28 protein-coding genes are annotated in these 25449 nt (G+C 62.4%); 22 read left to right on the forward strand and 6 right to left on the reverse strand.

The genetic code is table 11. The features are described from left to right. The first annotated feature begins 365 nt into the window (after positions 1–365). Positions 366–1253: a threonine/homoserine exporter RhtA gene (gene rhtA / locus ACP7E3_RS22485; RefSeq protein ID WP_046384129.1), complete on the forward strand. Its 888-nt coding sequence runs from the start codon at positions 366–368 to the stop codon at positions 1251–1253. Positions 1254–1420: 167 nt separating this feature from the next. Continuing rightward, the gene (locus ACP7E3_RS22490; RefSeq protein ID WP_046384130.1) at positions 1421–1702 is read left to right on the forward strand and encodes a hypothetical protein; all 282 of its coding nucleotides are present in this window, start codon (positions 1421–1423) and stop codon (positions 1700–1702) included. 131 nt (positions 1703–1833) lie between these two features. Here ACP7E3_RS22490 and ACP7E3_RS22495 read toward each other — a convergent pair whose 3' ends face one another. The 3 genes from ACP7E3_RS22495 to ACP7E3_RS22505 form a co-directional block, all read right to left on the reverse strand. Further along, positions 1834–3642, reverse strand: a complete 1809-nt coding sequence (locus tag ACP7E3_RS22495) for an aminopeptidase P family protein (RefSeq protein ID WP_017846913.1) — start codon at positions 3640–3642, stop codon at positions 1834–1836. A 49-nt stretch (positions 3643–3691) separates the two neighbouring features. Beyond that, on the reverse strand, positions 3692–4852 hold the full coding sequence (locus ACP7E3_RS22500; protein WP_426124430.1) for a cysteine desulfurase family protein: 1161 nt from the start codon (positions 4850–4852) through the stop codon (positions 3692–3694). 231 nt (positions 4853–5083) lie between these two features. Continuing rightward, complete coding sequence (locus ACP7E3_RS22505; protein WP_046384132.1) at positions 5084–5353, reverse strand: hypothetical protein; 270 nt, start codon at positions 5351–5353, stop codon at positions 5084–5086. A 398-nt stretch (positions 5354–5751) separates the two neighbouring features. Here ACP7E3_RS22505 and msuE point away from each other — a divergent pair, with 398 nt between their 5' ends. The 4 genes from msuE (at position 5752) to ACP7E3_RS22525 (ending at position 9843) form a co-directional block, all read left to right on the forward strand. Beyond that, positions 5752–6315, forward strand: coding sequence for an FMN reductase (gene msuE / locus ACP7E3_RS22510; RefSeq protein ID WP_177034414.1), 564 nt, complete (start codon positions 5752–5754; stop codon positions 6313–6315). Between the two features lie 9 nt (positions 6316–6324). Beyond that, positions 6325–7464, forward strand: a complete 1140-nt coding sequence (gene ssuD / locus ACP7E3_RS22515) for an FMNH2-dependent alkanesulfonate monooxygenase (RefSeq protein WP_079443254.1) — start codon at positions 6325–6327, stop codon at positions 7462–7464. Positions 7465–7541: 77 nt separating this feature from the next. Further along, a complete protein-coding gene (locus tag ACP7E3_RS22520; protein ID WP_057005830.1) occupies positions 7542–8729 on the forward strand; it encodes an acyl-CoA dehydrogenase family protein in 1188 nt (395 codons plus the stop codon). Positions 8730–8739: 10 nt separating this feature from the next. Next, complete coding sequence (locus ACP7E3_RS22525) at positions 8740–9843, forward strand: sigma-54 interaction domain-containing protein (protein WP_046384135.1); 1104 nt, start codon at positions 8740–8742, stop codon at positions 9841–9843. Here ACP7E3_RS22525 and ACP7E3_RS22530 read toward each other — a convergent pair. Then, positions 9832–10197: an antibiotic biosynthesis monooxygenase gene (locus ACP7E3_RS22530; protein WP_017846906.1), complete on the reverse strand. Its 366-nt coding sequence runs from the start codon at positions 10195–10197 to the stop codon at positions 9832–9834. The two genes, ACP7E3_RS22525 and ACP7E3_RS22530, sit on opposite strands and share 12 nt — an antisense overlap. Before the next feature lie 100 nt (positions 10198–10297). Here ACP7E3_RS22530 and soxR point away from each other — a divergent pair, with 100 nt between their 5' ends. The 10 genes from soxR to ACP7E3_RS22580 all read left to right on the forward strand — a co-directional run bounded on the left by soxR (position 10298) and on the right by ACP7E3_RS22580 (position 17880). Then, positions 10298–10738, forward strand: a complete 441-nt coding sequence (gene soxR / locus ACP7E3_RS22535) for a redox-sensitive transcriptional activator SoxR (protein ID WP_017846905.1) — start codon at positions 10298–10300, stop codon at positions 10736–10738. Positions 10739–10964: 226 nt separating this feature from the next. Then, a complete protein-coding gene (locus ACP7E3_RS22540) occupies positions 10965–11426 on the forward strand; it encodes a VOC family protein (RefSeq protein ID WP_046384136.1) in 462 nt (153 codons plus the stop codon). 294 nt (positions 11427–11720) lie between these two features. Then, on the forward strand, positions 11721–12923 hold the full coding sequence (locus ACP7E3_RS22545; protein WP_057005831.1) for a PepSY-associated TM helix domain-containing protein: 1203 nt from the start codon (positions 11721–11723) through the stop codon (positions 12921–12923). Further along, positions 12920–13456, forward strand: a complete 537-nt coding sequence (locus ACP7E3_RS22550; protein WP_017846902.1) for a hypothetical protein — start codon at positions 12920–12922, stop codon at positions 13454–13456. The genes ACP7E3_RS22545 and ACP7E3_RS22550 overlap by 4 nt, the downstream gene beginning before the upstream one ends. Continuing rightward, positions 13453–13782, forward strand: coding sequence for a hypothetical protein (locus ACP7E3_RS22555; RefSeq protein ID WP_017846901.1), 330 nt, complete (start codon positions 13453–13455; stop codon positions 13780–13782). The genes ACP7E3_RS22550 and ACP7E3_RS22555 overlap by 4 nt, the downstream gene beginning before the upstream one ends. Continuing rightward, a complete protein-coding gene (locus ACP7E3_RS22560; protein ID WP_426124436.1) occupies positions 13779–14339 on the forward strand; it encodes a DUF6162 family protein in 561 nt (186 codons plus the stop codon). Before ACP7E3_RS22555 ends, ACP7E3_RS22560 begins: the two co-directional genes overlap by 4 nt. A 28-nt stretch (positions 14340–14367) precedes the next feature. Then, positions 14368–15288 carry a metal ABC transporter substrate-binding protein gene (locus ACP7E3_RS22565; RefSeq protein ID WP_017846899.1) on the forward strand — a complete coding sequence of 307 codons (921 nt, stop codon included), beginning with the start codon at positions 14368–14370 and terminating at the stop codon, positions 15286–15288. After that, positions 15285–16031, forward strand: a complete 747-nt coding sequence (locus tag ACP7E3_RS22570) for a metal ABC transporter ATP-binding protein (protein ID WP_057005834.1) — start codon at positions 15285–15287, stop codon at positions 16029–16031. Before ACP7E3_RS22565 ends, ACP7E3_RS22570 begins: the two co-directional genes overlap by 4 nt. Further along, positions 16028–16927 carry a metal ABC transporter permease gene (locus ACP7E3_RS22575; protein WP_017846897.1) on the forward strand — a complete coding sequence of 300 codons (900 nt, stop codon included), beginning with the start codon at positions 16028–16030 and terminating at the stop codon, positions 16925–16927. Before ACP7E3_RS22570 ends, ACP7E3_RS22575 begins: the two co-directional genes overlap by 4 nt. Continuing rightward, positions 16927–17880 (forward strand): metal ABC transporter solute-binding protein, Zn/Mn family, encoded by a 954-nt coding sequence (locus ACP7E3_RS22580; RefSeq protein ID WP_426124439.1) that lies wholly within the window; start codon positions 16927–16929, stop codon positions 17878–17880. Before ACP7E3_RS22575 ends, ACP7E3_RS22580 begins: the two co-directional genes overlap by 1 nt. Here the strand turns inward: ACP7E3_RS22580 and ACP7E3_RS22585 are convergent. Further along, entirely contained in the window at positions 17861–18586 is a 726-nt protein-coding gene (locus ACP7E3_RS22585) for a UTRA domain-containing protein (RefSeq protein ID WP_017846895.1), read from the reverse strand. The genes ACP7E3_RS22580 and ACP7E3_RS22585 overlap by 20 nt on opposite strands. A 351-nt stretch (positions 18587–18937) precedes the next feature. On the opposite strand from ACP7E3_RS22585, the gene ACP7E3_RS22590 reads away from it, so the two are divergent. The 6 genes from ACP7E3_RS22590 (at position 18938) to ACP7E3_RS22615 (ending at position 24225) form a co-directional block, all read left to right on the forward strand. After that, positions 18938–20005, forward strand: coding sequence for an ABC transporter substrate-binding protein (locus ACP7E3_RS22590; RefSeq protein ID WP_426124441.1), 1068 nt, complete (start codon positions 18938–18940; stop codon positions 20003–20005). A gap of 113 nt (positions 20006–20118) precedes the next feature. Further along, positions 20119–20925 (forward strand): alkaline phosphatase family protein, encoded by an 807-nt coding sequence (locus ACP7E3_RS22595; protein WP_057005836.1) that lies wholly within the window; start codon positions 20119–20121, stop codon positions 20923–20925. A gap of 5 nt (positions 20926–20930) precedes the next feature. Further along, the gene (locus tag ACP7E3_RS22600) at positions 20931–21767 is read left to right on the forward strand and encodes an ABC transporter permease (protein ID WP_164887057.1); all 837 of its coding nucleotides are present in this window, start codon (positions 20931–20933) and stop codon (positions 21765–21767) included. Continuing rightward, on the forward strand, positions 21754–22554 hold the full coding sequence (locus ACP7E3_RS22605) for an ABC transporter permease (protein ID WP_017846891.1): 801 nt from the start codon (positions 21754–21756) through the stop codon (positions 22552–22554). The genes ACP7E3_RS22600 and ACP7E3_RS22605 overlap by 14 nt, the downstream gene beginning before the upstream one ends. Next, entirely contained in the window at positions 22551–23540 is a 990-nt protein-coding gene (locus tag ACP7E3_RS22610; protein ID WP_057005837.1) for an ABC transporter ATP-binding protein, read from the forward strand. The genes ACP7E3_RS22605 and ACP7E3_RS22610 overlap by 4 nt, the downstream gene beginning before the upstream one ends. 31 nt (positions 23541–23571) lie before the next feature. Continuing rightward, positions 23572–24225 carry an HAD family hydrolase gene (locus tag ACP7E3_RS22615; RefSeq protein WP_017846889.1) on the forward strand — a complete coding sequence of 218 codons (654 nt, stop codon included), beginning with the start codon at positions 23572–23574 and terminating at the stop codon, positions 24223–24225. Between the two features lie 128 nt (positions 24226–24353). On the opposite strand, the gene ACP7E3_RS22620 is transcribed toward ACP7E3_RS22615, so the two are convergent. Beyond that, positions 24354–25316: a zinc-binding dehydrogenase gene (locus ACP7E3_RS22620; RefSeq protein WP_026140008.1), complete on the reverse strand. Its 963-nt coding sequence runs from the start codon at positions 25314–25316 to the stop codon at positions 24354–24356. Positions 25317–25449 lie beyond the last annotated feature (133 nt).

The raw sequence follows: 25449 nt of genomic DNA on the forward strand, positions 1-25449 counted from the left end.
CAACACCTCTTTTTCTCCGCTTTCGACCGAGAAGATCGAAACGTTAATAGAGCCAAACAACACCGCTCTACCAACTCCTTCCAGGCTTCGATGAACTGAAGCAGGCCGCTGTCGAATCTCGTGTAACTCTTTGTTTACCAAGGAGTTTTCCGTTTCGACTGCGCCGGAAGTGGGGCGAATTATAGACGTCCAGGATTTGCCGTCAACCTTTAATTTGGTTTTTCTATCAAACAGCGGAAAACCTCCCAATCCACTCTATATAGAAGGTAGAAAACTGATAATTGAGCAATATATTGCTCAGCGACACACACTTAAGCATCATAGGGCTCTTTGCTACTCAAATATGACCTCGGACGAACACCCCAATGACCACCTCCCCTCGCAGCCTGGCCTCGGCACTGTTTCCCGTCGGCCTGCTGTTGATCGCCATGGCTTCCATCCAGTCCGGCGCTTCGCTGGCCAAGACCATGTTCCCTATCGTCGGCGCTCAAGGCACCACCACGCTGCGCCTGATTTTCGCCAGCATCATCATGTTGCTGATATTGCGCCCATGGCGGGCCACGCTGACGGCCAAATCCCTGCGCACCGTGATTGTTTACGGAATGGCGTTAGGCGGCATGAACTTCCTCTTCTATATGTCGCTACGCACAGTCCCCCTTGGTATCGCGGTAGCCCTGGAGTTCACCGGGCCGCTCGCCGTCGCCCTCTATGCATCGCGCCGCGCGGTGGACTTTCTGTGGATCGCCCTCGCGGTTGTCGGTCTTCTGCTGTTGATCCCCACGGGAGAAACCAGCACGGGGATTGACCTGGTCGGTGCGGCTTATGCACTAGGCGCAGGTGTTTGCTGGGCGCTCTACATTCTGTTCGGCCAAAAGGCAGGGAATGACAACGGCGTGCAAACTGCTGCCCTCGGCGTCATGATCGCCGCCTTGTTCGTCGCACCGATCGGCATCGTTCATGCGGGCGCGGCATTGCTGACGCCTGCGCTGATTCCAGTTGCCATCGGCGTCGCCATCCTGTCCACGGCGCTCCCCTACACCCTGGAGATGGTCGCGCTGACTCGCCTGCCCGCCCGTACTTTCGGCACCTTGATGAGCATTGAGCCCGCATTCGGCGCGCTCTCGGGCCTGTTCTTCCTGCAGGAGCATTTGTCGCTCGCACAGTGGCTGGCCATCTCCTGCATTATCCTGGCCTCCGTTGGCGCCACGCTGACCATGCGAAACGAGGCCAAACCTCTAGTACCAGCCGATTAATCATCTTTGACGGTAACTCTGGTATTTGTCGCTCATTTGGGCCATGTTTAGGCCGCAAACAAATGTCATTCATGGAGAGTTTCGACAAGGACAGCGCGAACGCTACAATCGAGAGCGAGTAAAGCCAGCTTCAGGCAATTTTTTCGAAGCGGCTATTAAGGATGGGAATGAAGCGAATTTTGATACTGTTAATGGTCGTGGCCATTGCTGGCTGTGCCGCGACCACCAAGACAGAAGTGAAACGGGGCAAAAAAGGGCTGCATATCAACTGTTCCGGGCTGTCCTCCTCCTGGGACCAGTGCTACATCAGTGCAGTCAACTCATGCGGCGCCAAGGGCTACCGGGTTATCGCCAAGTCCGGTGACAACTCCGAGGAGCCTGGGGACTACCCCTTCGGCCTCAACCCTGCCGGTTACACCAGCCGGAGCATGATCGTCATCTGTAAATAGCGGCCCGAGCAGTCCACTTCCGACTGCTCCGCAGCGCCCACCGAACGCCTCGACCCCGCGCAGCCCTTCGCGACGCTGCGACCGGCCGCCTGCGCGTAAATCACAAGCGGCACTTGCCGAGCAGCGACCGATCAAATAGCCGCGGTCCGTACCTGCAACCACTCCAGCGCAGCGCCACTGAGCAATGGGCTCAAACGCTGACACACCTCGGCATGGTACGCATTGAGCCACTGGCGCTCCTCCGCCGTCAGCAACGACGGCTCCAGACAACGGGTGTCGATCGGGCACAAGGTCAGGGTTTCGAACTCGAGGAACTCACCGAACTCGGTCTTGCCCGCTTCGCGATTCAACACCAGGTTCTCGATACGCACGCCCCAACGCCCCGGACGGTAAGTACCCGGTTCAATGGAGGTGATCATGCCCGGCTGCATCGCGGTTTGCGGCGCAGTAGCGGCCTGGTAGGCGATGACCTGCGGACCTTCATGCACATTGAGGAAATAACCTACACCGTGCCCCGTGCCATGGCCGTAGTCCACACCTTCGGCCCAGATCGGCGCGCGTGCGATGGCATCGAGCAGTGGCGACATAATGCCCTTGGGAAAATGAGCACGGGACAGGGCGATCACCCCCTTGAGCACGCGGGTGCAATCACGCTTCTGTTCATCACTCGGCGCTCCGATAGGCACCATCCGCGTGATATCGGTAGTACCGCCCAAGTACTGGCCACCCGAGTCGATCAGCAGCAGGCCATCGCCTTCGATCAGCGCATGCTCTTCTTCGGTGGCGTGGTAATGCGGCATCGCGCCATTGGCATTGAACGCAGCGATGGTGTTGAAACTCAGCGACACATAACCGGGACGGCGGGTACGTGCGGCCGTCAGGTGTTCGTCGATGGTCAGTTCAGTGATGCGTTCACGGCCCAGCGCACTCTCCAGCCAGGCGAAGAATTCGCACAAGGCCGCGCCATCCTGCTCCATGGCCAGGCGGATATGTTCCGCGTCGGCCAGGCTCTTGCGGGATTTGGCAAGCGTCGTCGGGTTCAGCCCTTCCACCAGCTTGACGCTGGCGTCCAGGTGTTCCAGCAAACCGGCGGTCACGCGTGCCGGATCAACCTGCACACTCGCGCCCGATGGCACCGCGCGCAGGGCATCGGCGACTTCGCTGTAATCGCGCAAGGTCACGCCATCCTGCTCAAGCACCGCCCGCAGCGCGGCATCGACTTTGCTCAGCGCCACAAACAGCGTGGCCTGTTGCGCATTGATCAGGGCGAAGGACACAAACACCGGGTTGAACGATACATCGGCACCGCGCAGGTTAAACAACCAGGCGATGTCATCCAGGGTGGCGATGAAGTGCCAGTCGGCGCCCTTTTCTTTCAAGCTGGCGCGCAGTGCAGCGAGTTTTTCGCCACGGCTGACGGTGGCCTGCGGTGGCAGGTGCTGGTAGATCGGCTGATTCGGCAACGCCGGGCGGTCGCTCCAGACTTCATTCAGCAGGTCGATGTCGGTACGCAGGCGAGCACCGCGCTCCGCCAGTTTGCCGCCCAAGGTACGCGCCGACGCCACGGCCATTACCGCACCGTCGACCGCCACCACGGCGCCCTGCGGCGTCTGTTCGGCCAGCCACTCCAGCGGGCCAGGTTGACCCGGCTGCAGCTTCACCAACTCGATACCGCTGCCCTTGAGTTCCTTGGTCGCTTGTTCCCAGTAGCGGCTGTCGGCCCAGACACCGGCGAAATCCGCGGTGACGATCAGCGTCCCCACCGAGCCGTGGAAGCCCGACAACCATTGACGCCCCTGCCAGTAGCCCGGCAAGTATTCGGACAGGTGCGGGTCAGCGGACGGCACCAGCAAGGCATGAATGCCTTCGCGGCGCATCAATTCACGGGTATGCGCCAGGCGCTGGGGAACCGTTCCATGGGTCAAAGGCTGCGTACTCATTGTGTCTCCTGCTAACCACGAATAATTGTTATGGATTACGAATGAAGAATCAGACCGCCCAGAACGCCGGCGCACTGGCAAGGGCGGCCTTGATCAACTGCACGGCCTGGTCGATATCCTGCTCGGTGGTGAACCGCCCCAGGCTCAAGCGAATGGTTCGACCGGCGCTGCGGGCATCATGCCCCAGCGCCAGCAGCACATGGGAGGGCGCATTGCTCGCCGAATTGCAGGCCGAGGTGGCGGAAAAAGCAATGCCCGCACTCAAGGCCGCGGCGTTGAACTCGCCTTCACCGAAGGTGAGGCTGAGGGTGTGGGGAATGCGCTGGGTGGCGCTGCCATTGAGACGCACACCGACGACCGACGCCAGTTGATCGAGCAGGCGCTGGCGCAAGGCCACGATCGCCGCCTGCTCTTCACTGAACGCCTGCGCCGCCAAGGCGAACGCCGCGCCCATGCCCGCAATCTGGTGGGTTGCCAGTGTACCGGAGCGCAAGCCGCCCTCGTGGCCACCGCCGTGAATCTGCGCCAACACCTTCCGCTGCGCCCGCGGCCCGACATACAGCGCGCCGATCCCCTTGGGGCCATACACCTTGTGCGCGGAAAACGACATCAAATCCACCGGCCATTGCGCCAGGTCGATCGCCACCTTGCCCGCGCCCTGTGCCGCGTCCACATGCAACAACGCGCCGTGGTCACGCACCCGCGCGCCAATGGCGGGGATGTCGTTGAGGGTGCCCAACTCGTTGTTCACCAACATCAGCGATACCAGGAAGGTGTCCTCACGCAGTGCTTCACTCACCGCCTCGGCACTGATCAACCCATCGGCGTCCGGCGCCAGGTAGGTCACCGCCACTCCGGCCTCCTGCATCTGCCGCGCGGTGTCCAGCGTAGCCTTGTGCTCGATCTGGCTGGTGATGATATGCCCACCCGCCAAGCCCCGCGCTTGAGTCACCCCCTTGATCGCGAGATTGTTGGACTCCGTCGCGCCGGACGTCCAGACGATCTGCTCCGGCTCGGCACCGACCAGCTCGGCCACCTGGCGACGCGCCTGTTCAACCGTTTGCCGGGCCGCTTGGCCGAAGGCGTGGGAACTGGACGCAGGGTTACCGAAATTGGCGTGCAAGCCCAGACACTCGACCATCACCTGGATGACCCGCTCCTCCACCGGGGTGGTGGCGGCGTAGTCGAAATACAACGGACGTTTATTCATAACCTTAGGGACTCGCAGAGCAGGTTCCCGAGAGCAACGTCTCAGGGGCATCGACCGGAACAGAGGTCGTCAGGTTTACCCGATCGAATGCCATTAAAAAAGGACCACTTGAGGTAAATGTGCGTAGGAACGCTCCTGAAATTCAGCTTAACAGGCTGACATAGCGCCATGGCAAACAAAAAGCCCGAGGCTTCTTGAGAAACCTCGGGCTTTTTGCCACTGAGCGCCGGCTCAACTGGGGCGGCCATGCAGGGTCACATTACGTTCGGCGTTCATTTCGCCCTGGTGAGCAAAACTGAAAGGTTGTTGTGCCTGACCGGTCAGGGCAGCCCGCTGGCGTTGATATTCGTCAAACGACAAGCCGCGACGGCTCAACGCCTCCAGCGCCAGTTCCCGGGTTTCTTGCGCCGTGTAAGGGCGTAATTCAGGCGAAGGATGGGTCGCACAACCGGCAACGACAGAAGTGACGAGTAATAAGGAAACAGCAAAAAATCGGTTCATGGCGACGGCTCTGCGAAGAAGGTCTCAAGTCAATGAACACAGGCTACTCCCGACCCTGGACAGTGAAAAATCACCATCCGTGATAGTCGCTATCACCCGTCGCCACATCCTCATCAGCGCCACCCTTATATTCCTTTAAGATCTATAAATATGGAAATACGTTCATTTACGGAATAAACATAACCCTCTATAAATGGCTCCACGCGAATTCGACACTGTTCGCCAGGCAACTGTTGCGCAGGCAACAGCCATTCAACAAAACACCAGGCAGACAACAGCAACGTTTTTCAGCAGTGAGCCCGCAGCCCAGGCGGATCAAGGCCTGCAGCCGTTGGTACAGCTCTTGCTCAGACCGGCTCACTTCCCCTGCTATGCCACTGTTGAAAAAGGAACTGTTGATGACCCGTCCCCTGAATGTCGTTGCCCTCTCCGGCGGAACCTGGCGCCCGTCCCGTACCCTGGTGTTGACCCAGGCCGTGCTGGCCGAACTGGCGACGTTGTTGCCGATCCAGACGACCCTGATCGAACTCGGTGATATCGCCCGGCCACTGGGCGGCGCACTGTCGCGCGATGAGTTGCCGGCCGAGGTCGAATCCCAACTGTTGGCCATCGAACAGGCCGACTTGCTGATCGTCGCCGCACCGGTCTATCGCGGTTCTTATCCAGGCCTGCTCAAGCATCTGTTCGACCTGGTTGGCCTCAACTCGCTGATCGACACCCCTGTGCTGCTGGCCGCCACCGGCGGCAGCGAACGTCACGCGCTGGTACTCGATCACCAGTTGCGCCCGCTGTTCAGCTTCTTCCAGGCCCTGACCTTGCCGATCGGCGTATACGCCACCGAAGCCGATTTCACCGATTACCAAATCACCAACGAAGCCTTGAAAAGCCGTATTCGCCTTGCGGCAGAACGCGCAGCCCCTTTGTTCGCCGCGCACGTCCCCTCACTGTTGAAAATCGCTTAAGGATTCGTCATGGATGTTTTCTGGTTTCTGCCCACTCATGGCGACGGTCATTACCTGGGCACCACCCAAGGTGCCCGTCCGGTCACCCTCAATTATCTGAAGCAAGTCGCCCAGGCCGCTGACAGCCTTGGCTACTACGGCGTGTTGATTCCTACCGGGCGTTCGTGCGAAGACTCCTGGGTAATCGCCTCGGCGCTGGTGCCGCTGACAGAACGCTTGCGCTACCTGGTGGCAATTCGCCCTGGCATCATCTCGCCCACAGTGTCGGCGCGCATGGCGGCGACCCTGGATCGCCTGTCCAACGGCCGCCTGCTGATCAACGTCGTGACCGGCGGCGACCCCGACGAAAACCGCGGCGACGGCAGCTTCCTCGACCACCGCGAACGCTATGAAGTCTCCGACGAATTCCTCAAGATCTGGCGCCGCGTATTGCAGGGCGAATCGGTGGACTTCGAAGGCAAACACCTGCGTGTGCAGAATGCCAAGGCACTTTACCCACCGGTGCAGAAGCCTTATCCACCGCTGTACTTCGGCGGTTCCTCCGACGCCGCCCACGACCTCGCCGCCGAACAGGTGGACGTGTACCTGACCTGGGGCGAACCACCCGCCGCCGTCGCCGAAAAACTCGCGGATGTACGTGAACGGGCCGCGCGCCGCGGGCGGACCGTGAAGTTCGGCATCCGCCTGCATGTGATCGTGCGCGAGACCGAAGAAGACGCCTGGAAAGCCGCCGACAAACTGATCGAACACATCAGCGACGAGACCATCGCCGCCGCGCAAAAATCCTTCTCGCGCTTTGATTCCGAAGGCCAGCGCCGCATGGCCGCCTTGCACGACGGGCGCCGCGACAACCTGGAAATCGCCCCCAACCTGTGGGCCGGTGTCGGCCTGGTCCGTGGCGGTGCCGGCACGGCGCTGGTAGGCAACCCGCGGCAAGTGGCCGAGCGGATCAAGGAATACGCGGATTTGGGCATCGAGAGTTTCATCTTTTCCGGCTACCCGCACCTCGAAGAAGCCTATCGCTTCGCCGAGTTGGTGTTCCCGCTATTGCCGGAACCCTACGCCAGCCTGGCCGGGCGCGGTGTCACCAATCTCACCGGACCGTTTGGCGAGATGATTGCCAATGATGTGCTGCCGGCCAAGGCCTGAGAATGCTGAGATCGCACCGTTGATCTGCATTGCCCAATAGACAGCACACGGCATTAGAGCCCTATGAGGAACACCGCGTGACAGCCAACCCCCACAGCGTCCTGCCCTCACCTTTGCAGACCGCCAGACAGCTCGCCGCCGAATTCGCCCTCACCGCCGTCGAACGCGACGAGCGCGGCGGCACGCCAAAAACCGAACGGGATGCCCTGCGCCAAAGCGGTCTGCTGGCCCTGAGCATTCCCACTCAATACGGCGGCCTTGGTGCGCGCTGGAGCGACACCCTGGCCATCGTGCGTGAATTCGCCAAGGTCGACAGTTCCATCGCTCATGTCTTCGGTTTTCACCACCTGATGCTCGCTACGGTGCGCCTGTTTTCGCGGCCGGACCAATGGCAGCCGTGGTTCGAACAGACCGCACGCAAAAACTGGTTCTGGGGCAACGCCCTCAACCCGCTGGACACGCGCACGCAGGTCAAGGATTTCGGCGGTTGGCGTGAGTTCTCCGGCAAGAAGAGCTTCTGCTCCGGCGCCAGCGACTCGGAAATGCTGATCGCCTCGGCGGTGGATGAGAGCGCCGGCGGCAAGTTGCTGATCGCCGCCATCCCCAGCGGGCGCAGCGGCATCACCTTGCACAACGACTGGAACAATATCGGCCAGCGCCAGACCGACAGCGGCAGCGCCAGTTTCGAACGGGTGCGCGTCGAGGAGTCGGAATTGCTGCTCGACCCGGGCCCTCTGAGCACACCGTTCGCCTGCCTGCGCCCACTGATCGCACAGTTGACCTTCACGCACATGTTCCTCGGCATAGCCGAAGGTGCCTTTGATGAAGCGCGCAACTACACCCTCACCGAAACCCGTGCGTGGCATAAATCCACCGCCGAGGATGTGCGCCAAGACCCTTACGTGCTGCACCACTACGGCGAGTTCTGGGTGGCCCTGCAAGGTGTGCGCCTGCTGGTGGAACGCGCCGCCGCGCTGCTCGATCAAGCCTGGGCCCAGGGGCCGAACCTCAGCGAAAACGAACGCGGCCAACTGGCCATCGCCATCGCCACCGCCAAGGTCGCCGCCAGCCGCCAGGGCCTGGAGTTGTGCAGCCGCCTGTTTGAAGTCACCGGCGCGCGCTCCACCCATGCGTCACTGCGCCTGGACCGGCACTGGCGCAACCTGCGCACGCAAAGCCTGCACGACCCGGTGGACTACAAACTCCACGAACTGGGGGACTGGGCGTTGAACCAGTCCCTGCCGACTCCTACGTTCTATTCATAAAGAGGTGCCCATGCAGCTTTTAACCTTACCGCCCTCGCCCGCCCTCGCCACCTCGATCCGCGCCACGGCCCAGGTCTTCGAAGACCCGAAATCCCAGGCACTGCTCGACCATATCCAGCAAGTGGCGCCCAGCGAAGCCAGCGTGTTGATCATCGGCGAAACCGGGACCGGTAAAGAGCTGGTGGCGCGCCACATTCATAACCTCAGCGCACGACGCAACCGGCCCTTCGTGGCGGTGAACTGCGGGGCGTTTTCCGAATCGCTAGTGGAAGCCGAGCTGTTCGGCCATGAAAAAGGCGCCTTCACCGGCGCCCTCAGCGCCAAGGCCGGCTGGTTCGAAGAGGCCGACGGCGGCACCTTGTTCCTCGATGAGATCGGTGATTTGCCGATGGCGATCCAGGTCAAATTATTGCGCGTACTGCAAGAGCGGGAGGTAGTGCGCCTGGGCTCGCGCAAGAGCATTCCCATCGATGTGCGCGTGCTTGCGGCGACCAACGTGCAGCTGGAAAAAGCCATCAACGCTGGGCACTTCCGTGAAGACCTCTACTACCGTCTCGACGTGGTCAGCCTGGAACTCAGCCCGTTGCGCGAGCGTCCCGGCGATATCCTGCCGCTGACCCGACACTTCATCGAAGCCTACAGCCAGCGCCTGGGCTACGGCCCGGTCACCATCAGCCGCGAGGCCGAACACAAGCTGAAAAACTACAGCTGGCCAGGCAATATCCGCGAGCTGGAAAACGTGATTCACCACACCTTGCTGATCTGCCGCAATGGCGTGATCGAACGCGACGATTTACGCCTGTCGAACCTGCGCATCGAGCGTCAGGACGACAGCCCGCACGGCACCGACAACAGTGCCGAAGCCTTGCTGGAACGGGCCTTTCAAAAGCTGTTCGAGGAACAGGCCGGTGCCCTGCATGAAAAAGTCGAGGACGCGTTGCTGCGTGCCGCCTACCGCTTCAGCCACTACAACCAGGTCCACACCGCCAACCTGCTGGGCCTGAGCCGCAACGTTACACGCACGCGCCTGATCAAGATCGGCGAACTGGCGGTGAACAAGCGCCGCCCGGGGGAAAACGTTCAGGGTGAGCGCATGCTGCACCTATCCATTTAAACGGCAGTGCAACGCATTGTCATGGCTGCGCTCGAAACTGTGCAGCACCTGGAACGAACCGAAGGTCACGGCCGTCGCCTGGTGGGCGCGTATCAGTGTCCAGAAATCTTCCTCGCCGTGCTCAACGCACTGGAAGGCCGCCTCGCCGTCCTCGCGTGAGCGCCATTGCAGGTAATTGAGTACCCGCCGCCCGTCATCGCTGACCTGCACACTCGCATTGAGAAAGCCGCCGTGCCCTTGGGCCAGGCGCTCGCTCTGGATGGACAATGCCGCGACCAGGGCGAGCTGTTGCTGGGGCTCGACCTGAAACTCGATCAATTGAGTGAAACTGCGATTCTTCTCTGATACCTGCATGAACACTCCCCTTTCTCTGTAGGCAGAATCTTGTGATTCGATACCACGCAGGGTAAAACCTCTAGTTAAGTCAAGGTCAAGGGTTAATCCGGAGTTTTTCATGGTTACCAAGGAGCTTACTGTTGGCCAACTGTCGGCCCGCAGCGGCGTGGCGGTCACGGCCCTGCATTTCTACGAAACCAAGGGGCTGATCAAAAGCAATCGCAATGCCGGCAACCAGCGGCGCTACCCGCGCGACGTACTGCGCCGGGTGGTGGTGATCAAGATCGCCCAGCGCCTGGGGATTCCGCTGGCGACGATTGGTGAAGCGTTGCAGGCCCTGCCGGATGGACGCACGCCGACGGCTAAAGATTGGCAGCGTTTGTCGGCATCGTGGCGGGCAGACCTGGACGAGCGCATCAACAAGCTGATGCTCCTGCGCGACAAGCTCAATGGCTGTATTGGCTGTGGATGCCTGTCGCTGGAAGCCTGCCCGTTGCGCAATCAGGGCGACCTGCTCGGTGAGCGTGGGCCGGGGGCTCAGTTGTTGGAGCCCAGTTGAAAAACCGCTCCCTGTGGGAAATGTTCACCTTGACCCCCTGGGACAGCGCCGCGCCCTGAAACCCGTGGTGTCGCTGCGGCTGGCGCCCGCCGCAGCACTGATGGCGGAACGATCTGCCGGTTCACTGTTGCCTGGGCAACACCTCGTCGGTTGCCCGCAAGCCACGGCTGGCGTGGCCTATAGTGAAAGGGCCGTCCCTTCATAAACACAATTCAGGGAGAATGATATGAGCGTAAAACCTATCCCCGAGGGCTATCACAGCATCACGCCCTACCTGGGCGTCGAAAAAGCCGCCGAAGCCATCGAGTTCTACAAAAAAGCCTTCAACGCCACGCAAGTCATGCGCCTGGACATGCCCGATGGCAAGGTCGGCCACGCTGAACTGCGTATCGGAGACTCGGCGATCATGCTCGCCTCGCCCTGCGGTGAAATGGCCTTCGGCAGCCCGCGCGATGGCCACACCAGCGTCGGCCTGCATTTATATGTGGACGATGTCGACGCGCAGTATCGACAAGCGGTCGCAGCCGGCGGCCTGTCCATTTCCGAACCCAAGGACCAGTTCTACGGCGACCGCTCCGCCACGCTGAGAGATCCGTTCGGTCATGTGTGGTTCCTGGCCTCCCGCAAGGAGGATCTGAACGAAGCACAAATCCGCCAGCGCGCCGAAGCGCTGTTCAAGCAAGGCTGAGCCTGGGAACGGGCTTGCTCGCGATGGCGGGATGTCGGGCGGTGCCTGACCGAGCGCCATCGCGGGCAGGCCCGCTGCCACTGTTTGATCGAGGGTCGGCTTGAGACGGGGGCTGCCCAGCACCGAGGCCTCAGCGCCCCGAATGTGAACCTGAAACATTTGCTTTCATATCTGGGTTAGGGATTTCTCATTCTCATCCGTCTTAACTTAGATACAGCCTGTCGCGTCAGCAAAAGCTACGACTGGCCTTTTCCGGGCCCTCATTGCCCCCCTCCGATCAAGACTCCCATTCACATGTCGAAGAAGTCGCGCTCAAAACTCTGGTTTCTCGTACACAGCTGGCTGGCATTACCCATCTGGTTTTTTGTACTGATCGTCTGCGTCACCGGCACCCTGGCGGTGGTCAGCCAGGAAATCGTCTGGCTGGCCAACCCGGAAATCCGCGCCAGCAAGCCGTCGGACGACGCCGAACCGCTGAGCTATGACCAGGTGATCAACGCCATCAAACGCGCCGAGCCCCTGGTGATCGTGCAATCCATCATCCGCCCGGACGAGTCGCACTTCGCCCTGAGTGTCACCCTCAGCTACCCCGACGGGCGCTCGGTGGAGGTCTATGTCAACCCTTACACCGGGGCGATCCAGGGCATCAGCCCGGCGTTCGACTTCAAACAATTCACCCGCGCCCTGCACGGCTGGTGGCTGGTGCCATTCACCAATGGGTTCAGTTGGGGTTGGTACCTGGTCTCCGCGCTCGGCCTGCCGTTGCTGGCGTCGTTGATCACCGGGCTGGTGGTGTACAAGCGCTTCTGGAAGGGCTTTTTGCGCCCGACCCTGCGCATCCGCCATGGCGCGCGGATCTTCTGGGGCGACTTCCATCGCCTGAGCGGTATCTGGTCGATCTGGTTCATCGCGGTCATTTCCATCACCGGCACCTGGTTCCTGATTCAGGCGATCCTGGGGGATAACCAGATTTCCATCTCCAGCGAGCCCATCGTGCCGGTGATCGCCCGGGAGAACGTGCCGACGTCCGCCCCCGGCGTGCCGGCGCCGATGATTGCCCTGGACGACGCGATCGAAATCGCCAGCCAACGGATTCCGGGGCTGGAGACCAGCTTCGTGTTCCTGCCACTCAATGCCTACAGCCATCTGCAGATCGGCGGGCGGGGCTGGTACCCGTTGATGTTCCAGACCGCGCAGATCAACCCCTACACCGGCGAAGTGGCGGTTTCGCACCTGCTGTCCAACCGCTCGACGCTGGAGTTCGTCACCGAGTCCATGCGCCCGCTGCACACCGGCGACTTTGGCGGGCTGTGGATCAAGCTGATCTGGGCATTCTTCGGCCTGGTGTTGAGCATGATGGTGTTGAGTGGCCTGCTGATCTGGACCAAACGCACCGCCCTGGCCACCCTCCATGCCCTCAAGCGCAGCCACAAGGCGCCGCGCCAGGCGGCAGCGGTCGCGGCCCTGCAGGCTGAAATGACGGAGGGCAACCAATGAGCAAGGTCGCTGCCGCAACGCCTTCGCCGCTGCGCGCCGTGTGGCTGAAATGGAGATTCCACCTTAACGTCCTGCTGTTGCTGGTGCCCCTGGGCTTCATGCCCAAGTACTTTGCCGACGCCGCGCTGTTTCGCGGTGACAGCGGCATCGGCGAGCGGGTGGCCGGCGAGGTGCAGGTCGGGCCCTGGAGCCTGACCCTCGCCGAGTTCCGCAACGAAGGCCCGCGCCCGGACCCGGCCGGCCCGATGAAATTCTTCAATGCGGCCCTGTGCGCCAACTGCGCCGAGCAGGTCAAGGCAACCTACCTGCGTATCGGCAAACCGCGCAGCCTGCGCGCCGCCGGGGTGATCTTCTTCGGCACGCCGTACCGCATGGGCGCGCTGCTGCCGGTGCCCGAGCGCACGCCGGCCGACGCCGAACTGTGGGTCACCATGGAAGGCTGGGACGGCACGATGCACCAGGGTTCCATTGCGCTGAGCCAGGCCTCGCCTGCCACCATTGCCTGGCTGAACAAGCAAGGAGTCAAACCATGACATTGATACGCCTGAGCCGCGCCTGCGCCACGTTGTTGCTGTGCGCCGGTTTCTGTCCCACAGCCGTGGCCCACAACCCGATGTGCGAATGCAAGGAAATCCCCGGCGAACAGATCCAATGCACCGGCGGTTTTTCCGACGGCAGCGGCGCCCCCGGCGTGACCCTGGATGTGATCGGCTACGACGAAACCATCCTCGTGCCCGGCAAGCTCGGCGCGGACTCGACCCTGACCTTCAAGAAGCCCTCAGCCGAGTTCTACGTGCTGTTCGATGCCGGCCCCGGTCACGTCGTTGAAATCGACCAAGCGGATATCCCGTCCCAATGAGTACGACACAGGTGGTACGCCCAGCCGGGGCCGGGCACGAAACCCTCTATGTCCTGCTGCTGTGCCTGATCATTCTGGCGGTGGCCGGTACGGTGGTGGCCCTGCACGGTGAAACCCAGGCCGTGGTTGCCGTGCCCAGCCACCAGTTGGACGCGCGCCGCGACCTCAGCGCCGCCGAGCAAGGCATCTACGCCGACCTGCGCGTGACCCTGGATGAAATCCACTGGCTGCAGCAGGCACACAGCGTGCTGCCGACGCCCGCGCAACTGGCCGAAGAAGGCTTTGCGCCCTTTGCCCAGGACGCCAGCTCGGTCAGCCGTGGCGATCATCGCTGGCAGTTGCTGGCGCCGTCGGCCTACCTCGGCGTGAGCCAGACACCGGCCACCAGCGGCTCGCTGCTGATGCGGGTAACGGGCGCCGAGCCGGACATCTGGCTCAACCGCCGCCCAGACCTGGCCGCCCCCGCCGACCTCACCGACCAGGCGCTGATCGCGGCCGGCTGGCAGCAAGTGGTCGCGCAATTCGACGCCGGCGTGACCCGCCAGCACCGTCACTGACCGAGAAGACCGAGAAGACCGATTGCCCATGTCTATTTCATCGCCCCTTGTACGCCTGCTGCTGGTCAGCCTGATCAGCCTGCTGCTCGCTCCGCTGGCCAACGCCGAGGCAGCCAAGCGCCTGCGGATCGGCATCACCCTGCATCCTTATTACAGCTACGTCGCCAACATCGTCGGCGACAAGGCCGAGGTGGTGCCGCTGATTCCGGCCGGTTTCAACCCACATGCCTACGAACCGCGCGCCGACGACATCAAGCGCATCGGCACCCTGGATGTGATCGTGCTCAACGGGGTCGGCCACGACGATTTCGCCGACCGCATGATCGCCACCAGCGAGCGGCCGGACATCCCGGTGATCGAAGCCAACGCCAACGTGCCGTTGCTGGCCGCCACCGGCAACGCCGCGCGCGGCGCCGGCAAGGTGGTCAACCCGCACACCTTCCTGTCGATCAGTGCCTCGATTGCCCAGGTCAACAACATCGCCCGCGAACTGGGCAAGCTCGACCCGGACAACGCCAAAACCTACACCCAGAACGCCCGCGCCTACGGCAAGCGCCTGCGGCAGATGCGCGCCGAGGCCCTGGCCAAGCTGACCCGCGCGCCCAACCCGGACCTGCGCGTGGCCACGGTCCACGCAGCCTACGACTACCTGCTGCGCGAGTTCGGCCTGGAAGTCACCGCCGTGGTCGAGCCGGCCCACGGCATCGAACCCAGCCCGAGCCAGTTGAAGAAAACCATCGATGAATTGCGCGCCCTGGATGTGAAAGTGATCTTCTCGGAGATGGATTTCCCGTCCACCTACGTCGAGACCATCCAGCGTGAATCCGGGGTCCGGCTGTACCCGCTGTCGCATATCTCCTACGGCGAATACAGCGCTGAAAAGTACGAAGTGGAAATGACCGGCAACCTCAACACGGTGGTGCGGGCGATTCAGGAGTCGGGGGCATGACGGCGGCGCAACGCTTGAGCATGGTCAGCGTCGGCCCGACGATCGACTTCGACAAGGTGTCGCTAACCCTGGGCCGCACCGTGATCCTCGATGACGTGAGCTTCCAGGTGCAGCCGGGCAGCATCCATGCACTGGTGGGCCCGAACGGTGGTGGGAAAAGCTCGCTGATCAAAACGCTGCTGGGGCAAACGCCGCACCAGGGGCAACTGCGCCTGACGTGGCCGGACACGCCCGGCACCATTGGTTATGTGCCCCAGGCGCTGGAGTTCGACCGAGGCCTGCCGATGACCGTGGATGACTTCATGGCGGCGATGTGTCAGCGGCGCCCGGCGTTTCTCGGGCTGTCCAGGCATTACGCCGGCGCCATCGGCGAGGCCCTGGAACGGGTCGGCCTGCAGGACAAACGCAAACGGCGCATGGGCGCGTTGTCGGGCGGTGAACGTCAGCGCGTGCTGCTCGCCCAGGGGCTGATCCCGGCCCCGCAATTGCTGGTGCTGGATGAGCCGATGTCGGCCCTCGATGAAGCCGGTATCCAGGTGTTCGAACGTCTGCTCGATGACTGGCGCCGCGCCGGGATCACCGTGCTGTGGATCGAGCACGACCTGGACGCCGTGGGCCGCCTCGCCGACCGCGTCACCGGCCTGAACCGCCGCGTGCTGTTCGACGCCACACCCAAAGCCGCACTGACCCCGGATCGCCTGCTGACCCTGTTCTCCACCCATCCTCGGAGCCTGGCGCCATGAGTTATGAAGCGTTTCGCCTGATGGTCCAGGGCTGGGCCTCTTCCGGTTACCTGCCGGAGGCGCTGGCCTATGGTTTTGTGGTCAACGCCCTGCTCGCCGGCCTGCTGATCGGCCCGGTGCTGGGCGGCCTGGGGACGCTGGTGGTGGTCAAACGCTTTGCGTTTTTCTCCGAAGCGGTCGGCCATGCCGCGCTGACCGGCGTAGCCGTGGGCATTCTGCTCGGCGAACCCTACACCGGGCCCTATGGCGCGCTGTTCGGCTACTGCCTGCTGTTCGGCATCCTGCTCAATTACCTGCGCAACCGCACCGGCCTGGCGCCGGATACCTTGATCGGCGTGTTCCTCTCGGTGTCCCTGGCGTTGGGCGCAAGCCTGCTGTTGATTCTGGCGGGCAAGATCAACGTTCACATCCTGGAAAACGTGCTGTTCGGCTCGGTGTTGACGGTCAATGGCAACGACCTGCTGGTGCTGGCGATTGTCGGTTCGCTGGTGATGGCCCTCGCCCTGCCGCTGTACAACCGCATCATGCTCGCCAGCTTCAACCCGCAATTGGCGGCGGTACGCGGGGTGGCGGTGAAGACCCTGGATTACCTGTTCGTGATCCTGGTGACGTTGATCACCGTCGCAGCGGTCAAGGTCATCGGGGCGATCCTGGTGGGCGCGCTGCTGGTGATTCCGGCGGCGGCGGCACGCCTGCTGAGCCAGTCGCTCAAAGGCTTCTTCTGGGTCTCCGTGGCGATTGCCACCGTCAGCACGTTGTGCGGCATCCTGCTGCCGATCATCTTCGACCTGCCCATCCCCTCCGGCGCCGCGATCATCCTGGTCGCCGGTATCGCCTTCGCCCTCGCCGCCATCGCGCGCGGCACCGTGCCCAGCCTCAAAGGGAATCTTGGATAATGCACCCTGTCTTTCGCTCACTGGCCTTGGCCATCGCTTGCCTGACCAGCGCGTCGGCGCTGGCCGTCGACGGTTTTGATCCGAAGAGTTTCAAAGTCAACCAAGGCCTGGGCCACGCCGCGCTGACCAAAGCGAAAAAACCTGTGAAGGTCCTCGCCTCGTTGCCCATTACCTATGGCCTGGCGGAGCTGCTGCTTAAAGGCAGCGACGTACAGCTCGAACGCGCCGCGCCGGCCAACCTGCCCGGTTCGCGGCAGGTGTCCTACTTCACCGGTCGTGGCGCGCCGGCCTTGAGCACGTTGGCGATGGATGCCGATGCCGTCATCGGCTTGCGTTCGCTGTGGGCCGACGACCCGCTGTACCCGGTGGCGCGACGCAGCAATATCCGCATCGTCGAAGTGGACGCCGCGCGCCCGGTGGACGGTGGCCTGCCGGGGATCGCCGTGCAACCGGGCGTCAGCGATGGCTTGAACAGCCAGCCGTGGCAATCGAGCAACAATATGGGGCGCATGGCCGATGTGATGGCCGCCGACCTGAGCCGCCTGGCACCGGGCGCGAAGGCGCAAATCGACGCCAACCTGGCCGCCCTCAAGCTGCGCCTGCTCAAGCTCACCGCCGACAGCGAAGCACGGCTGGCCCAGGCGGATAACCTGAGCGTGGTCAGCCTGAGTGATCACTTTGCGTATCTGCTCGGCAGCTTGAACCTGGAAGTGCTCGACACCGACGCACGCCCAGATGCCGACTGGACGCCCGAGGCCTTACAGCAACTGAGCACCCGCCTGAAGGACAACGAGGTGGCCGTGGTGCTGCACCATCGCCCGCCAAGCGCGGCGGTGCAAACCGCGGTGACGGCCGGCGGCGCGCAACTGCTGGTCTTGAACGTCGACGGCGCCGACCCGGTGACGGCGTTGGAAAGCAATGTGGATCAACTGATCAAGACGCTGAGCCCATGACATCCACGCCCACGTGGATGGCATCATGCCGCCAGAACTCCAGGTCGCAGTCGATCAAACGCTGATGCTGGTCATAGTTGACCCGGGCGATACGCAAGCCCGGGCTGCCCACCGACACGCGCAACGCGGCGGCGGCTTCCACCGGCAGTGAGGTCGGCACAATCTCGAAACGTACCCGCCCGTAGTGCAAATCGTACTTGCGCGCGTACAGCTCGGTCATCGACTGGTTCAGGTCGCAGGCCAGAATCCCGGGGAAATACTGCGGGTTCAGGTAGTGCTCCACATACAACACCAGGCGCTCATCGATCCTGCGCCGGCGGCAGATCTGGATCACGCTGGACAGCGCCGGCAATTGCAGCCACGCACACACCGCCGCCGATGCCGGTTGCAGCCGCGCGCTGATCACCTCGGTCGACGCCACGCGGCCCTGATCGTTGACCATTGCGTGAAAGTGGCTGCGCTGCATCAGGTTGTAGGCCAGGCGCGGCGGCGAGACAAACCAGCCACGGCGCTCCTCGCGATAGATCTGGCCTTGGGCCTCCAGTTGTAACAAGGCTTCCCGCACCGTAATCCGGGTGGTACCAAACAACTCGCTGAGCTTGCGCTCGGCGGGCAGTTTGCTGGCTGGCGGCAAAAGGCCATGGTCGATCTGCTCTTGCAGCGCCAGGCCGATGGATGTCACCGCCTTGATTGCCTCATCACGCATCAACGTTACCTATCTGGACTAGACCAGCACCGTTCAGGTGCATAAACCGCTCAATAAATGGGCTTGTATCACTGCATGCCAGCCTAGGCATTGCAGATGACCGACAGATGACAACCCCGTTCGAGCCTCGTGACAAACCTTGCAATCCGTCGGCCAAGTCCAAGGCCTGCGGGCGCTTGGGCATGGTCTACGCTAAACCTGCGCCGAGCGACATCGGCGCTTCAAAAACGACATCGACATGAAACTGTCATCCATCCCGCCTAGATTGGCTCAGGTATTGCTGACCTAGACCAACACCACCGCTAACGTTCATATAAAACGCCGCGTTGAAAACGCCCAAAGGAGCTTCGGATGAAACAGCTTTTCCTGGCATCACTGTTAGGCTCGACCATTGCCATGTGCACCGCCGCCATGGCCGCTGATACCGATCTAAAAACGCTCGAAGCCGCCGCAAAAGCGGAAGGCGCCGTCAACAGCGTCGGCATGCCCGATGACTGGGCCAACTGGAAAGGCACCTGGGATGACCTGGCCAAGACCTACGGCCTCAAGCACATCGACACCGACATGAGCTCGGCCCAGGAAATCGCCAAGTTCGCCGCCGAGAAAGACAACGCCAGTGCCGATATCGGCGACGTCGGCGCGGCCTTCGGCCCGATCGCGGTGAAACAGGGCGTGGTCCAGCCTTACAAACCAAGCACCTGGGCCCAGGTCCCGGGTTGGGCGAAAGATAAAGACGGCAACTGGGCGCTGGCCTACACCGGCACCATCGCCTTTATCGTCAACAAAAAGCTGCTGCACGGCTCGGACGTACCAACCAGCTGGGCTGACTTGAAGAGCGGCAAATACAAGGTCTCCATCGGTGACGTGAGCACCGCCGCCCAAGCCGCCAACGGTGTGCTGGCCGCCGCCATCGCCAACAAGGGCGACGAGAAAAACCTGCAGCCGGCCCTGCTGATGTTCGCCGACATCGCCAAGCAAGGTCGCCTGTCCCTCGCCAACCCGACCATCGCCACCATGGAAAAGGGCGAAGTGGAAGTCGGCGTAGTCTGGGATTTCAACGGTTTGAGCTACAGAGCCAAGATGGCCAACCCGGATGACTACGTGGTGCTGATCCCATCGGACGGTTCGGTGATTTCCGGCTACACCACCATCATCAATAAATACGCCAAGCACCCGAACGCCGCCAAACTGGCCCGCGAATACATCTTCAGCGACGCCGGCCAGATCAACCTGGCCAAGGGCAATGCGCGGCCGATTCGCGCCGAACACCTGACGTTGCCGAAGGAAGTGCAGGACAAGCTGCTGCCGAACGAGCAATACAAGCACGTCACCCCGATCAAGGATGCCGACGCCTGGGAGAAGAGCTCCAAGGCACTGCCGCAGAAGTGGCAGGAAGAAGTCATCATCAATATGCAGTAATGCCTGAGCTGTAGATGCGGTCAGTGTGGGAGCAGGCTTGCCTGCTCCCACATTTGTTCCGGTCCCAACCGCAAACCCGATCCAAACCCATCTGTTGCGGAGCGTCTCCCCCTATGAAGCACAACGTCATCCTTGTGGTGCTCGACGGCCTGAACTTCGAGGTTGCCCGTCATGCCATGGGGCATCTGCAAGCCTACGTCGGCGCAGGACGCGCAGCCCTCTACAAACTCGAATGTGAACTGCCGTCACTCTCCCGGCCGCTCTACGAATGCATCTTCACCGGCGTGCCGCCGATCGACAGCGGCATCACTCACAACCATGTGTCGCGCCTGTCCAACCAGCGCAGCCTGTTCCATTACGCCCGCGACGCCGGTCTCACCACCGCCGCGGCGGCCTATCACTGGGTCAGCGAGTTGTATAACCGCACGCCCTTTATCGCCGCCCGTGACCGGCATACCGACGACAAGACCCTGGCGATCCAGCACGGGCACTTCTACTGGCAGGACCACTACCCGGATTCGCACCTGTTCGCCGACGCCGAAAGCCTGCGCTGCAGACACGCGCCGAACCTGCTGGTCGTCCACCCGATGAACATCGACGACGCCGGCCACAAGCACGGCCTCGACAGCGCGCAATACCGCAACAGCGCACGCTCGGCCGACATCCTCCTGGCCGACTACCTGCAAGGCTGGCTCGACGCCGGCTATCAGGTGCTGGTGACCGCCGACCACGGCATGAACAACGACCGCTCCCACAACGGCCTGCTGCCGGAAGAACGCGAAGTGCCGCTGTTCGTGATCGGCTCGGCCTTCACCTTCGATCCCGACGCCACGCCCAGGCAAACCGAGCTGTGCGGCACCGTCTGCGCGTTGCTGGGCGTGCCCCACGACAAACCTGTCTGCCGGGAGCTGTTGAAGTGAGTGCCATGACCCGCAGCAAATGGCTGGCAATCCTCTGCCTGATGCCTTTCGCGCTGTTCTTCATCGTGTTTGAAATTGCCCCGCTGGCGTGGGTGATGATCAACAGCCTGCAATCGGAAGAGTTCGGCTGGGGCCTGGCCAACTTCAGCAAAATCTTCAGTTCGAAGTTCTACCTGCAGGCGATCCAGTACAGCCTGGAGATCAGCTTCTACTCCAGCGTGTTCGGCATCATCATTTCGGTGCTCGGCAGCTACTCGTTGCGCCGCGTGGACTCGCCGCTGCGCAACTTCGTCACCGCCTTCGCCAACATGACCAGCAACTTCGCCGGCGTGCCCCTGGCCTTTGCCTTCATCATCCTGCTCGGTTTCAACGGCAGCATCACCATCATGCTCAAGCAGGCCGGGATCATTCAGGACTTCAACCTGTACTCCAAGACCGGCCTGATCATTCTCTACACCTACTTCCAGATCCCGCTGGGCGTGCTGCTGCTCTACCCGGCCTTCGATGCCTTGCGCGAAGACTGGCGCGAGTCCGCCGCCCTGCTGGGTGCCAACGGCTGGCAGTTCTGGCGCCACATCGGCCTGCCGGTGCTGACCCCCGCGCTGCTCGGCACCTTCGTGATCCTGCTGGCCAACGCCCTCGGCGCCTACGCCACGGTCTACGCGCTGACCACCGGCAATTTCAACGTATTGCCGATCCGGATCGCGGCGATGGTGTCCGGCGACATCTCCCTGGACCCGAACATGGCCAGCGCCCTGGCCGTGGTGCTGGTGGCGCTGATGACCGTGGTCACCGTGGTCCATCAATTGCTGCTCAAGAGGAGCTACCATGTCTCGCGCTGAAGCCGGCCCGGCCTCTCTCTACCACCGGGTGGTGGTGTACCTGTTGTTCGCGATCCTGGTGCTGCCGCTGATCGGCACCTTTGTCTACTCCATTGCCAGCAGCTGGTCGGCGACGATCTTGCCGGCCGGCTTTACCGTGAAGTGGTACGTGCAACTGTGGAGCGACCCGCGCTTTCTGATGGCTTTCGGCCAGTCCCTGCTGGTGTGCGTGGGCGCGTTGATTTTGTCGGTGGTGCTGATCCTGCCGCTGCTGTTCGTGGTGCATTACCACTTCCCCAGGCTCGACGCGTTGATGAACATCCTGATCCTGCTGCCGTTCGCGGTGCCGCCGGTGGTGTCGTCGGTGGGCCTGCTGCAACTCTATGGCTCCGGGCCGCTGGCGATGGTGGGGACGCCGTGGATTCTGATCGGCTGCTACTTCACCGTGGCGCTGCCATTCATGTACCGCGCGATCACCAACAACCTGCAAGCCATCAACCTGCGCGACCTGATGGACGCCGCGCAACTGCTCGGCGCCAGCACCTGGCAGGCAGCGATCCTGGTGGTGCTGCCCAACCTGCGCAAGGGCCTGATGGTGGCGTTGCTGCTGTCGTTTTCGTTCCTGTTCGGTGAGTTCGTGTTCGCCAATATCCTCGTGGGCACGCGCTACGAAACCCTGCAGGTGTACCTGAACAACATGCGCAACAGCAGCGGCCACTTCACCAGTGCCGTGGTCATTTCCTATTTCTTCTTTGTGCTGGTGCTGACCTGGGCCGCCAACATCTTGAACAAGGACAAAAGCCAATGAGCTTCGTCAGCGTCCAACACCTGCAAAAAGGCTACGCCGGCACCCCGGTGTTCAGTGACATCAACTGCGAGATCGCCAAGGGCGAATTCGTCACCCTGCTCGGCCCGTCCGGCTGCGGCAAGTCCACCTTGCTGCGCTGCATCGCCGGCCTGACCTCGGTCGACAGTGGCCAGATCCTCCTCGACGGCCACGACATCGTGCCCTTGAGCCCGCAGAAACGGCAGATCGGCATGGTGTTCCAGAGCTATGCGCTGTTCCCCAACATGACCGTGGAACAAAACGTCGCCTTCGGCCTGCGCATGCAAAAGGTCAACGCCGACGACAGCCACAAACGCGTGCAGGACGTGCTGCAACTGGTGGAGCTCAAGGAGCTGGCCGGGCGCTACCCGCACCAGATGTCCGGCGGCCAGTGCCAGCGCGTGGCCCTCGCCCGCTCCCTGGTGACCCGCCCGCGCCTGTTGCTGCTGGATGAACCGCTGTCGGCGCTGGATGCGCGCATCCGCAAGCACCTGCGCGAGCAGATCCGCCAGATCCAGCGCGAGTTGGGCCTGACCACGATTTTCGTGACCCATGACCAGGAAGAAGCGCTGACCATGTCCGACCGGATCTTCCTGATGAACCAGGGCAAGATCGTGCAAAGCGGCGATGCCGAAACCCTCTACACCGCGCCGGTGGATGTGTTTGCCGCCGGGTTTATCGGCAACTACAACCTGCTCGACGCGGACAAGGCCAGCCAACTGCTGCAACGGCCGATCAGCGGGCGCATCGCGATTCGCCCGGAAGCCATCGAACTGAGCCGCAGCGGCGAACTCGACGCCCTGGTGCGCAGCCACAGCCTGCTGGGCAACGTGATTCGCTACCGCATCGAAGCGCGCGGCGTGGAATTGGTGGTGGACGTGCTCAACCGCTCGGCGGACGATCTGCACCCCGACGGCCAGCGCCTGGCACTTTCCATCGACCCGAGCGCACTGTGTGAAGTAGCCTGAGCAGCAGTGATTTTTTAAGAGAGTGTGACGGATGGCATTGGTAATTTTTGATTTGGACGACACCCTGATCCACGGCGACTGCGCCACCCTGTGGAGCGAGCAGATGGGCCGCCTGGCCTGGGTCGACCCCGAGTCGTTCATGCGCAAGAACAACGAACTGATGGACGCCTACAGCCAGGGCAAGCTGGCCATGGAAGAGTTCATGGACTTCAGCCTGGAGCCGATGATCGGCCGCACGCCGGAGGAGATCGAGCACCTGGTGGAGCCCTGGGTCGAGGACGTGATCGAACCGCTGATCTACAGCGACGCCACCCGCACCATCGCCCGCCACCGCGCGAACGGCGACCGGGTGCTGGTGATTTCCGCGTCGGGCACCCACCTGGTCACGCCGATTGCGGCGCGTATCGGCATCGATGAAGTGTTGGGGATCGAGCTGGATGTCAGCCACGGCGTGTACAGCGGCCGTACCGTCGGCGTCCTGACCTACCGCGAAGGCAAGATCACCCGTTTGCTCGAATGGCTGGAGCAGGAAGGAGAAACCCTGGAAGGCGCGTACTTCTATTCGGATTCGCGCAATGATCTGCCGCTGCTGCTGAAGGTGGATAACCCGCAGGTGGTGAACCCCGACCCGGTATTGCGCGAGCACGCCGAAAAAGCCGGCTGGCCGGTCCACCGCTGGGCCTGATTCGACCAAGATCCAAATGTGGGAGGGGGCTTGCCCCCGATGGCGGTGTGTCAGTGAAGAATATTTCATCTGATACACCGCCATCGGGGGCAAGCCCCCTCCCACATTGACCACATTCCAATTCGGGGTCAGGTCAGGCTGTCGTCGATCACCAACACCAACTTGCCGGAAATCTGGTTGGTCGCCAGCTCAGCAAACGCCGCCTCGGCATCGTTGATCGGGAAGGTCTTGGCCAGTTGCGGGCTCAAGCGGCCTTCGGCAAACAACGGCCAGACATGCTGGCTCAGGTCACTGAACAGGTCGGCCTTGAACTGATCGTCACGGCTGCGCAGGGTCGAGCCCAGCAGTTGCACTCGCTTGCCCAGCACCTGCGCCAGGTCCAGTTGCGCCTCGCGCCCGCCCATCAGGCCGATCAGCACCCAACGACCGTCCAGGGCCAGCAACTTGAGGTCCAGCGCCGCGTAGCTGGCGCCGACCGGGTCGAGGATGACGTCAAACGGCCCGAAATCCCGCAGCCCTTCGATACCGTCCGTGCGGACCACGCCGCCCTGGGCGCCGAGGGCTTCACAGTAGGCCAACCGATCCGCCGAGCCGACACTGACCCAGCACGGGCTGCCGAACGCCTTGCACAGCTGGATCGCCGCCGAACCCACGCCACTGGCGCCGGCATGCAGCAACACCTTCTCGCCGGGCTTGACGCCCGCCAGCTGGAACAGGTTCAACCACGCGGTGCTATACACCTCGGGCAATGCCGCCGCTTCGATCAACGACAGGCCTTCCGGCACCGGCAGCACGTGACGGGCGTCCACCACCACTTCCTCGGCCATGCCGCCGCCGGCCAGCAGCGCGCAGACGCGGTCGCCGACCTGCCAGGACGAACCCGCGCCGACCTCGCTGATCACCCCGGAACACTCCAGGCCCAACACCTTGCTGACGCCCGGCGGCGGCGGATACAGCCCCGCACGCTGCAATAAATCGGCACGATTGAGGCCCGCAGCCGCCACCCGAATGCGAACCTGACCTACATCGCATGTAGGACTTGGCTCTTCCAACCACTCCACATGACCTTCAACGCCTTGCAATGCTTTCACAGTGCCTCCATAGTGAGTCTGGACTGAGCCCGTAGCTGTATCGCCGGGCTTTTTGCATTATGCGACCGGCCCAAATGGAACCGGCGACTTCAAAGACGGCCTAATATGCGTTATCAATTGCCCCCGCGTCGAA

The sequence above is a fragment of the Pseudomonas sp. PSPC2-3 genome, assembly GCF_049898265.1.
Lineage (GTDB): Bacteria > Pseudomonadota > Gammaproteobacteria > Pseudomonadales > Pseudomonadaceae > Aquipseudomonas > Aquipseudomonas veronii.

Bases quoted from the DNA above. Each gene is read 5' to 3' on its own strand.
- ACP7E3_RS22525 (WP_046384135.1), top strand. From the start codon at position 8,740: ATGCAGCTTTTAACCTTACCGCCCTCGCCCGCCCTCGCCACCTCGATC.
- ACP7E3_RS22580 (WP_426124439.1), top strand. From the start codon at position 16,927: ATGCACCCTGTCTTTCGCTCACTGGCCTTGGCCATCGCTTGCCTGACC.
- ACP7E3_RS22590 (WP_426124441.1), top strand. From the start codon at position 18,938: ATGAAACAGCTTTTCCTGGCATCACTGTTAGGCTCGACCATTGCCATG.
- ACP7E3_RS22555 (WP_017846901.1), top strand. From the start codon at position 13,453: ATGACATTGATACGCCTGAGCCGCGCCTGCGCCACGTTGTTGCTGTGC.
- ACP7E3_RS22605 (WP_017846891.1), top strand. From the start codon at position 21,754: ATGTCTCGCGCTGAAGCCGGCCCGGCCTCTCTCTACCACCGGGTGGTG.
- ACP7E3_RS22570 (WP_057005834.1), top strand. From the start codon at position 15,285: ATGACGGCGGCGCAACGCTTGAGCATGGTCAGCGTCGGCCCGACGATC.
- ACP7E3_RS22600 (WP_164887057.1), top strand. From the start codon at position 20,931: ATGACCCGCAGCAAATGGCTGGCAATCCTCTGCCTGATGCCTTTCGCG.
- ACP7E3_RS22610 (WP_057005837.1), top strand. From the start codon at position 22,551: ATGAGCTTCGTCAGCGTCCAACACCTGCAAAAAGGCTACGCCGGCACC.
- ACP7E3_RS22565 (WP_017846899.1), top strand. From the start codon at position 14,368: ATGTCTATTTCATCGCCCCTTGTACGCCTGCTGCTGGTCAGCCTGATC.
- soxR (WP_017846905.1), top strand. From the start codon at position 10,298: ATGGTTACCAAGGAGCTTACTGTTGGCCAACTGTCGGCCCGCAGCGGC.
- msuE (WP_177034414.1), top strand. From the start codon at position 5,752: ATGACCCGTCCCCTGAATGTCGTTGCCCTCTCCGGCGGAACCTGGCGC.
- ACP7E3_RS22550 (WP_017846902.1), top strand. From the start codon at position 12,920: ATGAGCAAGGTCGCTGCCGCAACGCCTTCGCCGCTGCGCGCCGTGTGG.
- ACP7E3_RS22595 (WP_057005836.1), top strand. From the start codon at position 20,119: ATGAAGCACAACGTCATCCTTGTGGTGCTCGACGGCCTGAACTTCGAG.
- ACP7E3_RS22490 (WP_046384130.1), top strand. From the start codon at position 1,421: ATGAAGCGAATTTTGATACTGTTAATGGTCGTGGCCATTGCTGGCTGT.
- ACP7E3_RS22575 (WP_017846897.1), top strand. From the start codon at position 16,028: ATGAGTTATGAAGCGTTTCGCCTGATGGTCCAGGGCTGGGCCTCTTCC.
- ACP7E3_RS22585 (WP_017846895.1), bottom strand. From the start codon at position 18,586: ATGCGTGATGAGGCAATCAAGGCGGTGACATCCATCGGCCTGGCGCTG.
- ssuD (WP_079443254.1), top strand. From the start codon at position 6,325: ATGGATGTTTTCTGGTTTCTGCCCACTCATGGCGACGGTCATTACCTG.
- ACP7E3_RS22505 (WP_046384132.1), bottom strand. From the start codon at position 5,353: ATGAACCGATTTTTTGCTGTTTCCTTATTACTCGTCACTTCTGTCGTT.
- ACP7E3_RS22495 (WP_017846913.1), bottom strand. From the start codon at position 3,642: ATGAGTACGCAGCCTTTGACCCATGGAACGGTTCCCCAGCGCCTGGCG.
- ACP7E3_RS22540 (WP_046384136.1), top strand. From the start codon at position 10,965: ATGAGCGTAAAACCTATCCCCGAGGGCTATCACAGCATCACGCCCTAC.
- ACP7E3_RS22560 (WP_426124436.1), top strand. From the start codon at position 13,779: ATGAGTACGACACAGGTGGTACGCCCAGCCGGGGCCGGGCACGAAACC.
- ACP7E3_RS22530 (WP_017846906.1), bottom strand. From the start codon at position 10,197: ATGCAGGTATCAGAGAAGAATCGCAGTTTCACTCAATTGATCGAGTTT.
- rhtA (WP_046384129.1), top strand. From the start codon at position 366: ATGACCACCTCCCCTCGCAGCCTGGCCTCGGCACTGTTTCCCGTCGGC.
- ACP7E3_RS22615 (WP_017846889.1), top strand. From the start codon at position 23,572: ATGGCATTGGTAATTTTTGATTTGGACGACACCCTGATCCACGGCGAC.
- ACP7E3_RS22500 (WP_426124430.1), bottom strand. From the start codon at position 4,852: ATGAATAAACGTCCGTTGTATTTCGACTACGCCGCCACCACCCCGGTG.
- ACP7E3_RS22545 (WP_057005831.1), top strand. From the start codon at position 11,721: ATGTCGAAGAAGTCGCGCTCAAAACTCTGGTTTCTCGTACACAGCTGG.